Raw genomic sequence first — 14,935 nt, 5'->3', positions numbered from 1 at the left:
GTTTTTGTTCGTTAATTAAAAGAGCACCAAATGGTGCTTTTCTTTTGTTTTATAGGTACAGCATAGAAGGAATTTAAGTGTTATCATCAGTACTTAATTTTTATTTCAAACTAAGATTCAACTAGGGTAATTCGCTTGAGTTGGTACTCTAGGGCTTTTTTTGCATTGAAAGATTTACCTATTGGGGTGATCGGCTAGAATTATGTAAACTGGATCACAATAAAACATAAAAGCTTGATGGAAAGCAGATGCATAATTCACTCTTTGCCGTATTATGCTGTTAGGTGAATCAATTCAGCACTAGTAAGCCAGCGTAATTAGCGTTAAAAAGATTAGCAGCGTAACGGTTTTATCGATTTGCAATTTTATGTTCATTAATCAGAGGTCATCATGGTCAAGCAGATTAAAAGAATTGGGGTTTTAACGAGTGGTGGCGATGCACCAGGTATGAATGCCGCGATCCGTGGTGTGGTACGTGCTGCTTTAGGTGAAGGGCTAGAAGTGATGGGTATTTTTGATGGGTACCTTGGCCTGTATGAAAACCGCATGAAACAATTAGATAGATACAGCGTATCGGATATGATCAACCGCGGTGGCACCTTTTTAGGCTCAGCTCGTTTCCCACAATTCCGTGATGAAAAAGTACGTGCAATAGCCTTTGAAAATCTGAAGAAAAATCATATTGATGCGCTAGTCGTTATTGGTGGTGACGGTTCCTATTTGGGTGCGAAAGCACTGACCGAAGCAGGCTTCCCGTGCATTGGTCTACCAGGTACAATCGATAATGACGTTGCAGGAACCGATTACACCATTGGTTATTTTACTGCGCTTGAAACCGTTGTTGAAGCAATTGACCGCTTGCGTGATACCTCTACATCTCATAAACGTATCTCTATTGTTGAAGTGATGGGACGTTACTGTGGTGATTTAACATTATCTGCGGCGATCGCGGGCGGGTGCGAATTCCTTGTATTGCCTGAGCAAGAAATGGCGTTCGATCGCGAAGAATTGTTATCTGAAATCAAACGCGGTATTGAAAAAGGCAAACGCCATGCAATCGTTGCTATCACTGAACACGTTTGTGACGTGGGTGAGTTAGCCAAATATATTGAGCAAGAAACACACCACGAAACTCGCGCAACGGTTCTCGGCCATATTCAACGTGGTGGCTCGCCAGTGGCTTATGACCGTATTTTAGCATCACGCATGGGCGCATACTCCATTCAATTACTACTTGAAGGCTACGGCGGCCGCTGCGTGGGTATCCAAAATGAGAAATTGGTTCACCATGATATCATTGATGCGGTAATGAATATGAAACGCGTCTTTAAGAAGGATTGGTTTGATACAGCTAAGAAGCTCTACTAAAATCTTCGTCATATTTCAAGCTGTAGGGGTGTTGGCTACGCTCACTAACCCTAGTCACATACTTATGTATGCTCCTAGGGATTAGCTTTGCTTGCCGCCTACCTACAACTTGAACTATTTAGAAGATAGATATTTGTCATATTTCAAGCAGTAGGGATGTTGGCTACGCTCACTAACCCTAGTCACATACTTATGTATGCTCCCCGAGCTATCCTCGTTTGCCGCCTACCTACAACTTAAATTATTTAGAAGATGGATATTTGTCATATTTCAAGCAGTAGGGGTGTTGGCTACGCTCACTAACCCTAGTCACATACTTATGTATGCTCCTAGGGATTAGCTTTGCTTGCCGCCTACCTACAACTTAAACTATTTAGAAGATGGATATTTGTCATATTTCAAGCAGTAGGGGTGTTGGCTACGCTCACTAACCCTAGTCACATACTTATGTATGCTCCCTGAGCTATCCTCGTTTGCCGCCTAGTCACAACTTAAATTATTTAGAAGATGGATATTTGTCATATTTCAAGCAGTAGGGGTGTTGGCTACGCTCACTAACCCTAGTCACATACTTATGTATGCTCCCCGAGCTATCCTCGTTTGCCGCCTAGTCACAACTCAAATTATTTAGAAGATGGATATTTGTCATATTTCAAGCAGTAGGGGTGTTGGCTACGCTCACTAACCCTAGTCACATACTTATGTATGCTCCCTGAGCTATCCTCGTTTGCCGCCTAGGCACAACTTAAATTATTTAGAAGATGGATATTTGTCATATTTCAAGCAGTAGGGGTGTTGGCTACACTCACTAACCCTAGTCACATACTTATGTATGCTCCTAGGGATTAGCTTTGCTTGCCGCCTACCTACAACTTGAACTATTTAGAAGATGGATATTTGTCATATTTCAAGCAGTAGGGGTGTTAGCTACGCTCACTAACCCTAGTCACAACTTAAATCTCTCCCTTATCTGTTCATATATTCCCCGTAAGCATAAGTTTTTCTTTTTAATTATTTCCAGTTATTGATGCTATCTGTCAGCCTCGCCTTATCGACAATTTGATGAGGGCTCAAAATGGCACGTTCATGGCAGGTAACAAAATCACAATTAACGACCGCATTGTTATTAATATTGACGACGGGGGCTTGGGCGAAAAATATTCAACTGTTGAATGTGTCTTATGATCCTACGCGTGAGTTCTATCAGCAATATAATCAGGAGTTTAGTGATTATTGGCAAAAGAAAACGGGGGATACTGTTACCGTGCGTCAGTCTCATGGTGGATCTGGTAAACAAGCTATCTCAGTTATTAATGGGTTAGAGGCGGATGTTGTTACGTTAGCCTTAGCCTATGACGTGGATGCTATTGCGCAAAGTGGGCGAATAGATAAAAACTGGATAGAAAAACTCCCCGATAACTCAGCTCCTTATACCTCAACGATTGTCTTTTTAGTCCGTAAAGATAATCCAAAAAACATTCGCGATTGGGATGATTTAGTCCGCAAAGATGTCTCTGTGGTGACGCCAAATCCGAAAACTTCAGGCGGTGCACGATGGAATTATTTAGCTGCTTGGGGTTATGCACTAAATAAAAATCAACAAGATCCTGAAAAAGCGAAGCAATTTGTGAAGCAGCTTTATCAAAACGTAGAAGTATTAGATTCAGGGGCTCGAGGGGCGACAAATAGCTTTGTTGAACGCGGCATTGGTGATGTATTAATTGCCTGGGAAAATGAAGCGTTACTTGCTATCAATGAATTAGGTGAAAATGGCCAGTTTGAAGTGGTTACACCCAGTATTTCCATCTTAGCAGAGCCAACGGTCGCAGTTGTTGATAAAACAGTTGATAAGCGTGATCGCAGAGAGGTCGCAGAGGCCTATCTTACACATCTTTATTCACCAGAAGGGCAAGAAATTGCTGCTAAGAATTATTATCGACCACGAGATAGTGAAGTTGCAAAAAAATACCAGCAGCAGTTTCCAGAATTGAAGTTGCTAACGGTAGATAAGGATTTTGGTGGCTGGCAGGCAGCGCAAAAAACACATTTTGCGAATGGGGGAGTATTTGATGAGATAATTCAGCGTTAATACTCGTCATATTTCAATTTGCAGGGAAATTTCTTCATATTTTGAGCCGCAGCGTTGTTGGCTGCGTGCGCTCACCCTAGTCGCATATTTATGTATGCTCCTGTATTTTCTTCATATTTTGAGCCGCAGCGTTGTTGGCTGCGTGCGCTCACCCTAGTCACATACTTATGTATGTTTCTAGGGATTCACTTACTTGCCGCCTAGCTGCAACTCAAACTATTTTGAAAATTGGTATTTTGATATTTTAAACCGTAGAGTCACATACTTATGTGTACTAACTAGTGCGGTTACCAAAGGTATTTTACGCCAATGTTTCCGAGATAAAGCGTCTGCTTATTATTATTACCAGATGTTGTACCATCATCTTTTGGATGTTTCCATGTTGAGGGTTCATAGGCGACACCACCCCATAATGTTAAGGATGGAGTGGCTTGATATTCGATATTTGTTCCTAGACGAAAACCGTTATTAATTTTTTGAACGAGATAAAAATGTTCATCATAGGTGTCTTCCTGTAAAGCATAACGAACATAAGGCGTAATACGCCAATCAGACTTTAAAGTGAAAGGTAAATAAACGCGGACTTGTGATTGCATAAACCGAGTACTGAAGTGTTTATCCCATGCTTTGTCAAAGTATAAGGTCAGTTTTGCTTTTAAGGCCTCAGAGTGTTGGTAAGTGGCTCCAAATTCTGTTTCTGCTTCATGGCTATTAGAACTAAAATAATTACTGTAATAATAATAAGAAAGCCAGAAATTAAAAGACCATTTATCATTAAAATGATAGTTACCCGCTGGTGTTAGTGCGTATAAGCTATTGGAGGAGCGTATTTTGGTTCCTGGTGGGGAGTCATTAGATTCTTTTCGATATCGTGCGCCAATTTCAATGTCTGATTGTGGTGTTTTAACAAATTGTTTTGTAATGTCAAGTTGAGTGCGGCTACGAAGATAAGAATCACGGGAAGTACTGAAATTACGCCCATGGTTTCTCAGTGATTCGCGGTGTTCTATGTCAAATCGCCACTGAGATGCTGGGTTTGTCAGGGATAATTGGCCTACGGTACTGATTTTATCGTACACTTTATTTTTAAATGCATCGACTTGCCCTTGATATTCTTCTATTTCCATATAGACATTGGTTTTAATTCGCCAAAAATCATTATTTGTTTCTGAAAAGCAAATGGCTGGAAATATAATTATAATATTAAATACTAAACTAATTATATATTTCATTTTCATCCTTTAAAGTAAACTTTATTAATTGTTATTTACTAATTTGTTAAGCAGGATAAATTTGAATTAAACTTTCAGTAGTGTCTATTGTTATTATTTGATAGTGGATAAACTAAAGATGTGAATATTATATTTATCACTTTGAATTTAATTGGTTTTATTGTTTTTTATTTTTTGTGTGAGGTAATGAGTTTTCTCAAACGTTTGATTTTAAAAATAATATTAATTTAAATTATTCGTAACTTTAATAATTAAAAATTTGCTACTCGTTAAATAAAAAAACCGCCAATAATGGCGGCTAATCATTAAAAACAAAATAAATTTATTTTGTTTTTTTCGCTTCAGCGGCTGCTTTGACAATGACAGCAAATGCATCTGCTTTCAGGGATGCGCCACCCACTAATGCGCCATCGATATCTGGCTGAGTAAATAATTCAGCAGCATTGCTTGCATTGACTGAGCCGCCGTATTGGATGATGACTTGCTCAGCAATCGCCGCATCTTTTTTCGCAATATGGGTACGAATGAATTTATGAATAGCTTGTGCTTGTGCTGGCGTTGCGGATTTGCCTGTACCGATAGCCCAAATTGGTTCATATGCGATGACGGCACCTTGGAATGCTTGCGCACCTAAGGTGTTCAGCACTGCGTCAATTTGACGAGCACAAACTTCTTCAGTTTTACCTGCTTCGTTTTCCGCTTCGGTTTCACCAATACACAGAACAGGGATTAAGCCTTGCTCTTTCAGCACTGCGAATTTTTGAGCAACAAACTCATCACTCTCTTTGTGGTAAGTACGGCGCTCAGAGTGGCCAATAATAATGTATTTTGCACCTACATCTTTAAGCATTTCAGCCGATGTTTCACCCGTGAATGCGCCAGACAAGTTAACGTCAACGTTTTGTGCACCTAATGCAATGCGGCTGCCCGCTAGAGCATGTTTTGCTTGAGTCAGGTAGATTGCGGGTGGTGCGATAGCTACATCACAGCCATCGACGCTGCTCAGTTCGTTACGCAGACCTGCGATCAGGTCATTGACCATATGGGTGCTGCCGTTTAATTTCCAGTTACCCATTACCAATGGATGTCGCATGTTATTTCCTCCAACCAGAGAGTTTGAATGATTAATCAATAAGTTATTCATTGCGCATTAATGTTGCCAACGCAACGGGACAGTTTTGTCGCCATTCACCTTAAGTATTATAAGAACATTAGGGCATAATAGCTTTGCTTTTCATCATGCTTGTTCTTAGAGCGTGATCACAGTCTGTTTAGGGTGTTTGTTGCTCTAGCTTAATCGGTTCAACAGCAAAAGTAAGCACATTATTGTCACTTTTTACTAAAATATATCGCAGGTCGCCTAACCGAGCTTCTTCTGCACGGGTTGGGTTTTGATCTGCCATAAATTTATTTAAGGCAGTGGTTAGCTCTGGGGCTTTATCTAAAGAAACATCTGGGGCAAATTGATGGATGATTGCAAGCGTATAGCGTTCCATTAATTGACGGTTTTCTTGGGCTTCTTGTACGTTATCTGTTGGGAGTAAGGTAATTTGTAAGCTTTTAATTTTTTCACTACCGCGTTCTAACACTGCAGAAGAATAAATTTGTTGATTGATACGGGAAGCGGCACGAATATAAGGAGCTGCAATGTCTTGGCTCGCAATGACTTTATATTCATGAAGATATAAATCTTTATAGGCTTGATTAAACTGAGTGCGTAACTCAGGGATGGTGAGGTTAAAAGAAGCCGCATCAGGGGCTAAGTAAGCGACTTCAAAATCAGTATCAGGTAAGGTTGGCACTTTTTGGGCGAATGCCAATGGTGGCGCACTGAGTGTAAAAATGGTTATGATGGCGGATATCGAACGAATTAAGGTTTGAGTCATTTTTTTGCCACTCATTCTTTGGGTTTTCACATTGTATCAGGATTATAAGTAATGACATTACAACAATGGGCTTTTTCCTTCAAAGGTCGAATAGGGCGGCGACCATTTTGGGTCGGTATCGCTGCCAGCTTTATTTTGGTGGCTGTGATTGTCCTGTTACAGAATACGTTTTTATTACCTGAAATGGTTACTCTTTTTCTTTTTGTCCTCTTGCTTTATCCTTTAGCCGCGATTTTTTCAAAGCGCCTACACGACAGAGGGAAATCAGGTGGGTGGTTCGCATTAATTGTATTGGCTTTTGCGCTTTATTCAATGGATGTCAGCCAGTTCGAACCTATTTGGCAGTGGGGAATTGGGCGATTCTTACCCCTATTTATTGCGATGATTATGCTATTGGATTGTGGTGTGTTTGTCGGAATGGATAGTGCGAATAAATACGGTGAAAAAACTGAGACTGTGAGTTATTTATAACGCATTGACTACCCTGAAATATTCAGGGTAGTGTTTATCTCTCTTTACCAGTATTGCTCGCTGGAAATATGACCAGGCTTACGGCGCAAATGCTTAATCATTCCATGGCTAATTTTTAGCGTATCTCGTGTGTCACGTACCATTTCAGGGTTACCACATAACATCACATGGCAAGTTTCAGGCGAAAGGGATAAACCAACCGCATTTTCGAGAGCATGACTTTCAATTAAGGCAGGGACTCGACCATGCAAAGATGTTTGGGTTTGCTCTCGACTGACAACAGTGACAATTTTTAATTTTCCTTGGTACTGTTGCTCAAGTTCCTGCATTAATGGCAGATAGCTCAAGTCTTTTTCATATCGAACAGCGTGCAATAAAACGATTTTTTCAAATCGTTCGAGATCTTTTCCTTCTTGTAAGATTGATAAGAATGGGCCAATAGCTGTCCCAGTTGAAAGCATCCATAAATTTTTACACGCTGGAATTTCATCTAAGACAAAAAAACCTGCCGCTTCATCTGTTATTTGTAATGTATCGTTAGGCTTTAGCTGTGCTAATTTGGGACTCAGTTTGCCCCCGGGAACAATCACAAAATAAAACTCAAGTCGGTTATCGCTGGGGGCATTCACATAAGAATAGGCACGTTGAATTCGTTCTCCCTCGATTTCAAGGCCAAGTTTAGCGTATTGTCCTGCAGTAAAAGGTTTAATGGGGGCGTCGATGACAAGGCTAAACAATGTATCAGTCCAAAACTTGGCTTCAATCACTTTCCCAGTTACCCAATTTGCCATAAATCCACCTCTTATTATTTCAAAATCAATCCCGCTAAGTGAGTGATGTTTTACCTTAAGTTAGTCGGGGTATTGCTCATTAGGATTTAATACTAAAACAGTTCACTATTTATGCTTATCGATAATGTGTTCCAGTGTTTTATTCTTAATAATAGTTATTTATTAATTTTAATGTACAGTTATGTTGACAGATGTGGCGAATATAGCTGCCGTTGGTGTGTAAACTAAAATGTCGAGCTACTTAGAAAAAATCGTAAATTTTGTTATCTTAATCACATTAGAGCAAAACGTGCTATCTGTTGTTTATCTGGGATAGTTCTAATGCGTAAAAACAACATTTAAATATTCGTCATTAAATTCCAATATTCGGTTTGTATTATTAACTTTTAATAATACTGGGTTGCTGTGTGTCTGGAATTTTTGCTGTGTCCGAGAGAAAAATGAGAAAGCTGGAACATTTCAATCTGTTATTAATGCTTATTGCATTGGCGGCTGTTGGCCAAATGACGCAAACTATTTATGTCCCTGTGATTGCTGAAATTGCAGTGTACTTTAATGAACCTTCTGGTGCCGTTCAGAAGGTGATGGCGGCATATTTATTTTCATATGGTTTTTCGCAACTATTATATGGGCCATTATCCGACCAAATTGGTCGTCGTCCTGTTATTTTAGCGGGGCTGACTATTTTCTTATTTTCGACCATTGTGGCGATTTTTGCGCCGACTTTAAATACGCTCACTATCGCAAGCGGTATGCAAGGCCTTGGTACAGGGGTTGCGGGTGTTATGGCGAGAACCATGCCCCGAGATTTATATAAAGGCACGGCATTGCGCTATGCAAATAGTTTATTAAATATGGGTGTTTTGGTAAGTCCATTATTAGCGCCGATGTTTGGTGGAATATTGGCTCACTTTTTTGGTTGGCATGCCTGTTATATTTTCCTATTTATCCTAGGTGCGGGCGTATTATTTAGCATGTATCGGTGGCTACCTGAAACACGGCCTGTATCCCCAGAAAAACGTAAAATGGTGGCGTCATATTGTGAGTTACTCTCTAATGGGGCATTTTTGTCTTATTTATCGATGTTAATTGGTGCGCTGGCGGGAATTGCTGTTTTTGAAGCGAGTAGCGGTGTTTTAATGGGCGGTGTATTGGGCCTCAGTAGCATTACTGTCAGTATTTTATTTATATTACCTATCCCCGCTGCCTTTTTTGGTGCGTGGTATGCAGGGCGTGAAGGAAAAACGTTCTACAACTTGATGTGGCAATCGGTATTGATTTGTTTGCTTGCAGGTTTAATGATGTGGATGCCGAGTTGGTTTGGCATCATGAATACGTGGACGTTGTTAGTCCCTGCCGCCGTATTTTTCTTTGGAGCAGGTATGTTATTTCCGCTTGCGACCACAGGAGCGATGGAGCCATTCCCTTATTTGGCGGGCGCTGCGGGCGCACTTGTGGGGGGCTTACAAAATGTCGGTTCTGGGGTTGCAACATGGGTTTCTTCATTAATGCCACAGCATGGGCAATTTAGTCTTGGCTTGCTGATGTTTTTGATGTCGGTTCTTGTACTCTTGTGTTGGCTGCCGCTGGCTCGTCGTATGGGGCATTCGGAAAGAACAGTTTAATATTAAATAGTTAGGCGGGGCACCCGCCTAATTATTTATTGAGTAGGTATCCCCATTAAATAGGGTTTCGGTGTGGCAATATCGGACGATGAAGTCGCCGTGTATGCCTCCTGTGTTGGAAGCGCCGATATAAGTTCCGCTTGGTTGGCGAGTGCATTAAACACAACTGGACGATGATAATCTAAAAATGTCTTATCCTCTGTTAGCAGTGAGTTTTTGTCTTGTACAAGCCAAATTTTCCTCGCGTTGATACTATCTTGTAAATGTGAGTCAATATGAATAACGATATCAGTGCATTCTAAGCCTGGTGTGCTGTCAATGGTTCCTCTTACTGTTAATGTCGTCTTTTCATGTGAAAAGTGCCAATCCTCCAGTGGCGTCTTTTCTTGTTGTTCACCCTTTTTATCAACCATCTTTAGAGTTACCCAATAACGATACTCACCTTCAGGTAATGATAAGCTCGTTATGTCAATTTCCTGGTAAATATTCATATCAGCAATCAATAACTGTTCAGCGCGGACGGCGATACATACAACTTCCTGTGATGTTTCTATCTGTTTATTGAGGTGATTTATTGGCGTGAAAGATTGAGAAGTATACACGTTATCTTTCACGCCAAATGGGTCAGATAAAGAAAAATACTGTTGATGTAGTTTGCCACCTACAACCCAATTTGCCTTTAGTGCACTTAGTGGTGTAATTTTTTCTTTATTTACTTTACCCGTTGAAAAATCAATAGCATCTGCATCTGTACTTGCCCAAAAAAGTGTATTTCCTTGCCAGTAGTTATCCAAAATGAGTCTCTCTGGCAATTCATCAGTGTGGCTATTTGCAAATAAACGATTTGCCAATGAGGAAGGGTTGGTGTATCGGATAATTTCTCGCCCCAGTTCTTTTTGAGGGTTGAGCGGGTATATTGCGAATTTAACCAGCTCTCCTTTGTCTGCAATATTTAAGCTAATATCATTTTTATATATTTTGACTTGTAACTTTTCTGTTATTAGGCCTTTGGGTGTTGCATAAGTCACCACAATGGCATGGCTATGATAGGGGTAATAAGGGCGGCCTTTACCCGTTTCAAGGTTATGATAATCAGCGGATAGGTTACCGATTGTACGGTCCACCAGTAAAGTATTATAAGGATGAGGAATGTCGTCCTTGAAGGATAACTGACCGCGAAGCCAATACACTGGTACATCACGTTGATGGGGCCATTCATCGATATTTTTGTATGGATAATATTGGGTGAAATTTTCCTGCGTTAAGGTTTCCCACTGTTTTTCTGCTTCGTTCCAACGTTGGTAAAAACCATCCCCTGCAAAGTTGTTATCCTCAATATCTTCCCCTTTAATGTGATTCGGTTGCCAGCGTGTTTTTTGGCTTAAAAATTGCGAAATACGTTGGTTAAAATAATCAGCGTGGGGCAAAAATGCATCATATTGTTCGCTAGTAAAATCGGAGAGGCTGGAGTACATCGCTGGGTAAAGGGGAACAGTGGTTCCATGTTTATCTTGGTATTGATAAGTGGAATAGTGCTGGCGGTGTTGGTTATAGGCAGGCGTTGGGCCGTGGGCTGTTGGGTCATAAGGGTATTTCGTATTTTTAACATTGGTATGAGATAAGCCTAACCCATGACCAAAGATTTCATGCCATAAGGTTGCTGGGTCATGTATGCCGCCGCCTACATGTTGCCTCGCCAAGCCGAGAACATGATAACGGAGTGATGCGGTAAATGGCTGAATCGCCGAATAATGGTAAATTTCATCTGAATGATTTGAATTGTGAAATTGTGAACTATTTAAATATGCCCAGTTGATTTGTGAGTTGAGATGGTGAGGAGCTTTTTTGGGATTATCATATTTAGGGTGAATTAAATTTTCTGCGTCATAAGCGAGTTCTTTATAAGGGGGCACGCCTGGGCTTCGAGTGGTTGCAGGGGAGCTATACAGAGTGAGTTGCTTAATTGGCAACATCGTCACTGCTTCTTGTCCCCAGCTCAGTGGAGAATAAGCATAAATACCGTGGCCGTGCTGGTATAGGGTATAGTTATCAACATAGGCGGTGATATGACTATCCAATGTGACGTTGGGTGAAATGAGGCCGTATTGGTTTGTTTCTGGGGTAATCAAGGCTTTTTGGTTGGCAACGATAACAATTTGAAAACCAGGTTGTACCCATTCACCTTTTATGGGTGCGGTAAAACTTTGGGCGTGCTGGTGGTAGGCTAAGGGATTCGTGGTATTAGGGAGGGGGGTTAATTGAGTTGGTAGGTTGTCAGGCCCCGTCAGAGCGACTCGTGCCAATATTTTTTTTTCTTTATTGCTGACAATAGCCACTAAATCAGGGGAATTAGCTGAATAGGGATGCGTGATATCCACTTTGAGCAGTGCCCAGCGGTTAGCGGTTAGGCTAAAATAAGGGTCATTTGGTGACTGTAAGTGAGTTTGCGCCAGTTGAATAGCATGAACCTGCATACCCTCTGGTGTGGGGTGATATCGTCGTTTGGGAGCCTGGTAAATCGGGTCTGAAAGGGTAAAGGTTCGTTTTCCTGGTATAACGACTTGGGGAGCTTCATCCGTTTGTAAATGAATGGAAATCGGTGCAGATTGGCGACCATCGTGGCTGATTGTCGCTAAATCAAATTGATCTAGGTTTGATCTTAATGCAGTTTCATGGGGGATATAGATCCATTCTCCAGTTTGCGGATCGACGGTCACATCGCCAAATTTAGCCTGCTCAAGAATCTGATATCGCTGAATATTATCATGCTGAGCTAATTGCCCTGTTACGGTGCCAATAATCAGTTGATTGGGATGTTTATGGGGGTTTTCAGTCACTAAAATCGGTAGTATTTGTTCCCCTCGTTGTTGCTTTAGCTGAAATTGTGAAAAAACAATGTGCTTTCCCGTCATATTCAGCGTGTTATTTTGATATCTCACCGTGATAGGGTTTTGCTGTAATGCTGCTATCTCTTGATTTACATGGAATTCAATCGCTTGAGCGATAGAATTCCATGATGTGTGGCGTTCAAGGGCAATATCATGCAACGTAACAAGTGGTTTGCCATCAGTGTCGTGAATGGCAATCGAAAAATATTGTGTATTTTCCAATAAAGCATCGGTTAATTTGAGTGCATTGATTGAGGTTGGGGAAAGCGTAATGGTGTGTTGGTAACCATGGTGTTTCACTCGTGATGGCCGAATTTTATTTTGCTCTACAGGGGATAATTCAGCTATCAATTGCTGGACTGGTTGAGATGCTGCTTTTTGGCTATCTCGAATGATTAACAGACTCCCCCCAGTTAATTCCAGCCAGTGACGAATTAATTCAACTTGTTTATCGTTGGCGCTTTCAGAAAGCACCACGATATCATAATGGCGATGCCATTGGCCGCTGGGTAGTAGCAAATCGGCAATTTGTTCTTGAGCGCGGGGTTCGCCTTCACGCCATTCGTGGGGTGAATTAAAACTATCAACAAATAGGCCCTGTAGTGAATGAAAGGCAAAACCCGAAAATGTTTCCTCGGGTAGGGTGCTAAGCACAAAGTGATACTTAGTTTCTCCAATCATTCTAGGCTTATCAATTAGCCAGCTGAATAGGCTATGTGACGCTTTTGCTTCCTGAGAGGACACGGGATTTTTTTGTAATGCGTCCAACCATGGCGAATTTGCATCTAGTACTGCGACTCTGCCTCTATTTCGATATAACCCTAACTTTAATACTTTCTGTTGTTTTTGTTGGTCATCCATAACCTTGTACCTTTTATAAAATACGTCATTTTATGTACATGTGAAGCAACGATTTTAAACAAGAAAATAGTGTCTTTCTAATTTATTATTAGTCTGATTATTTACATTCTATTTATTAGCGAATTGATTTATAAAAATAAAAAAGGCGGCACCGAAGTACCACCTTTGTGACAACGAGATCAGTTTTAAGTTAATGCCTACGCTTTATCTTCCCACTCTTGTGCCCGTGCGACTGCTTTTTTCCAGCCTTCGTATTTGAAATTACGCTCAGTGGTTTCAATACCTGGTTTAAAGACGCGCTCAATAGTCGCTTTGCTTTGCAGCTCATCCAGGTTATTCCAAAAACCAACCGCTAGACCAGCAAGATAAGCCGCACCCAGTGCAGTGCTTTCACGTACTTCAGGGCGTTCAACAGGCGTGCCTAGGATGTCAGATTGAAACTGCATTAAGAAGTTGTTTGCCACTGCACCGCCATCAACACGCAGTGCTTTTAGGCGTTCGCCAGAATCGGCTTGCATCGCATCAAGCACATCACGGGTTTGGTAAGCGATAGATTCTAACGTTGCGCGAATGATGTGGTTACGGTTCGCACCGCGCGTTAATCCAAAAATCGCGCCACGTGCGTATGGGTCCCAGTATGGTGCCCCTAAACCAGTGAAAGCAGGCACCACATACACGCCATTACTGTCTTTCACTTTGGTAGCGAAATATTCAGAGTCTGTGGATTCATCAATCAGTTTTAGTTCATCACGCAGCCATTGAATGGATGCACCACCAACGAACACTGCGCCTTCGAGGGCGTAATTCACTTCCCCTTTTGGCCCGCAAGCAATGGTGGTTAACAGCCCATGGTTAGAACGAACCGCGGTTTCCCCTGTATTTAACAGCAAGAAACAACCTGTTCCATAGGTGTTTTTGGCCATGCCTGGTTTTACGCACAACTGACCATACAGTGCCGCTTGTTGGTCACCTGCCATGCCCGAAATGGGAATACGCGTACCACCTTTACCCCCAATGTTGGTTTGACCATATACTTCAGAAGAAGGGCGAACTTCAGGTAACATGGCACGTGGGATATTCAATGCTTTGAGAATTTTGTCATCCCACTCTAAATTGCGAATATTAAACAACATGGTACGAGATGCATTGGTGTAATCAGTCACATGTACGCGGCCTTGGGTCATTTTCCAGACCAGCCAGGTATCGACGGTACCAAATAGCAATTCCCCTTTTTCAGCACGTTCGCGAGCACCCTCGACGTTATCTAAAATCCACTTAACTTTTGTTCCTGAAAAATAAGGGTCAACCACAAGGCCTGTATTTTGGCGAATATACTCTTCTAAATCTTTTTCATTTTGCTTGAGATGAGTACAGAAATCAGCGGTACGGCGGCATTGCCACACAATCGCATTATAAATAGGTTTACCTGTCTCTTTTTCCCAGACAATGGTTGTTTCACGTTGGTTGGTGATACCAATCCCTGCGACTTCATCGGTACGAATATCTGCTTTAGCTAATACTTCGACCAATGTGGAACTTTGTGATGCCCAAATTTCCATTGGGTCGTGCTCTACCCAGCCAGGCTTAGGGTAAACCTGAGTGAATTCACGTTGTGAAATGCTCACAATATTCGCATCGTGGTCGAGTACGACAGCTCGAGAACTGGTTGTGCCTTGATCAAGTGCAACGATATATTTTTTTTCAATGGTGGTTTCAGTTGTCAT

At 41.4% G+C, this 14,935-nt stretch carries 10 protein-coding genes; 4 read left to right on the top strand and 6 right to left on the bottom strand.

Translation table 11 applies throughout. The annotated features are described in order from the left end of the window. The first annotated feature begins 390 nt into the window (after positions 1 to 390). On the top strand, positions 391 to 1,368 hold the full coding sequence (gene pfkA / locus M1F05_RS20435; RefSeq protein ID WP_047756829.1) for a 6-phosphofructokinase: 978 nt from the start codon (positions 391 to 393) through the stop codon (positions 1,366 to 1,368). Positions 1,369 to 2,443: 1,075 nt separating this feature from the next. Beyond that, positions 2,444 to 3,457, top strand: coding sequence for a sulfate ABC transporter substrate-binding protein (locus M1F05_RS20430; protein ID WP_206085944.1), 1,014 nt, complete (start codon positions 2,444 to 2,446; stop codon positions 3,455 to 3,457). Between the two features lie 287 nt (positions 3,458 to 3,744). Here the strand turns inward: M1F05_RS20430 and M1F05_RS20425 are convergent, their stop codons facing one another. From M1F05_RS20425 to M1F05_RS20415, 3 genes are all read right to left on the bottom strand, one after another. After that, complete coding sequence (locus tag M1F05_RS20425) at positions 3,745 to 4,689, bottom strand: autotransporter outer membrane beta-barrel domain-containing protein (RefSeq protein ID WP_206085951.1); 945 nt, start codon at positions 4,687 to 4,689, stop codon at positions 3,745 to 3,747. Positions 4,690 to 5,011: 322 nt separating this feature from the next. Then, positions 5,012 to 5,782 (bottom strand): triose-phosphate isomerase, encoded by a 771-nt coding sequence (tpiA, locus tag M1F05_RS20420; protein ID WP_206085953.1) that lies wholly within the window; start codon positions 5,780 to 5,782, stop codon positions 5,012 to 5,014. 178 nt (positions 5,783 to 5,960) lie between these two features. Continuing rightward, the gene (locus M1F05_RS20415; RefSeq protein ID WP_206085955.1) at positions 5,961 to 6,575 is read right to left on the bottom strand and encodes a DUF1454 family protein; all 615 of its coding nucleotides are present in this window, start codon (positions 6,573 to 6,575) and stop codon (positions 5,961 to 5,963) included. Positions 6,576 to 6,626: 51 nt separating this feature from the next. Between M1F05_RS20415 and M1F05_RS20410 the strand changes: the two genes are divergently transcribed. Then, the gene (locus M1F05_RS20410; protein WP_206085957.1) at positions 6,627 to 7,046 is read left to right on the top strand and encodes a DUF805 domain-containing protein; all 420 of its coding nucleotides are present in this window, start codon (positions 6,627 to 6,629) and stop codon (positions 7,044 to 7,046) included. Positions 7,047 to 7,090: 44 nt separating this feature from the next. Here M1F05_RS20410 and fpr read toward each other — a convergent pair whose 3' ends face one another. Further along, positions 7,091 to 7,837 (bottom strand): ferredoxin--NADP(+) reductase, encoded by a 747-nt coding sequence (gene fpr / locus M1F05_RS20405; RefSeq protein ID WP_206085959.1) that lies wholly within the window; start codon positions 7,835 to 7,837, stop codon positions 7,091 to 7,093. Between the two features lie 440 nt (positions 7,838 to 8,277). Between fpr and emrD the strand changes: the two genes are divergently transcribed. Continuing rightward, positions 8,278 to 9,462 carry a multidrug efflux MFS transporter EmrD gene (gene emrD, locus M1F05_RS20400; protein ID WP_206085999.1) on the top strand — a complete coding sequence of 395 codons (1,185 nt, stop codon included), beginning with the start codon at positions 8,278 to 8,280 and terminating at the stop codon, positions 9,460 to 9,462. Between the two features lie 35 nt (positions 9,463 to 9,497). On the opposite strand, the gene M1F05_RS20395 is transcribed toward emrD, so the two are convergent. Both M1F05_RS20395 and glpK read right to left on the bottom strand, forming a co-directional pair. Continuing rightward, positions 9,498 to 13,211 carry a hypothetical protein gene (locus M1F05_RS20395; RefSeq protein ID WP_206085961.1) on the bottom strand — a complete coding sequence of 1,238 codons (3,714 nt, stop codon included), beginning with the start codon at positions 13,209 to 13,211 and terminating at the stop codon, positions 9,498 to 9,500. A 197-nt stretch (positions 13,212 to 13,408) separates the two neighbouring features. Beyond that, positions 13,409 to 14,935 carry a glycerol kinase GlpK gene (gene glpK, locus M1F05_RS20390; protein ID WP_206085963.1) on the bottom strand — a complete coding sequence of 509 codons (1,527 nt, stop codon included), beginning with the start codon at positions 14,933 to 14,935 and terminating at the stop codon, positions 13,409 to 13,411.

Origin of the sequence: Providencia sp. PROV252 (assembly GCF_033676005.1) — a bacterium.
In the GTDB taxonomy this organism is placed as follows: domain Bacteria; phylum Pseudomonadota; class Gammaproteobacteria; order Enterobacterales; family Enterobacteriaceae; genus Providencia; species Providencia vermicola.
Note: the sequence above shows the minus strand (reverse complement) of the source record. Positions and strands in the feature narration are given on the sequence as shown.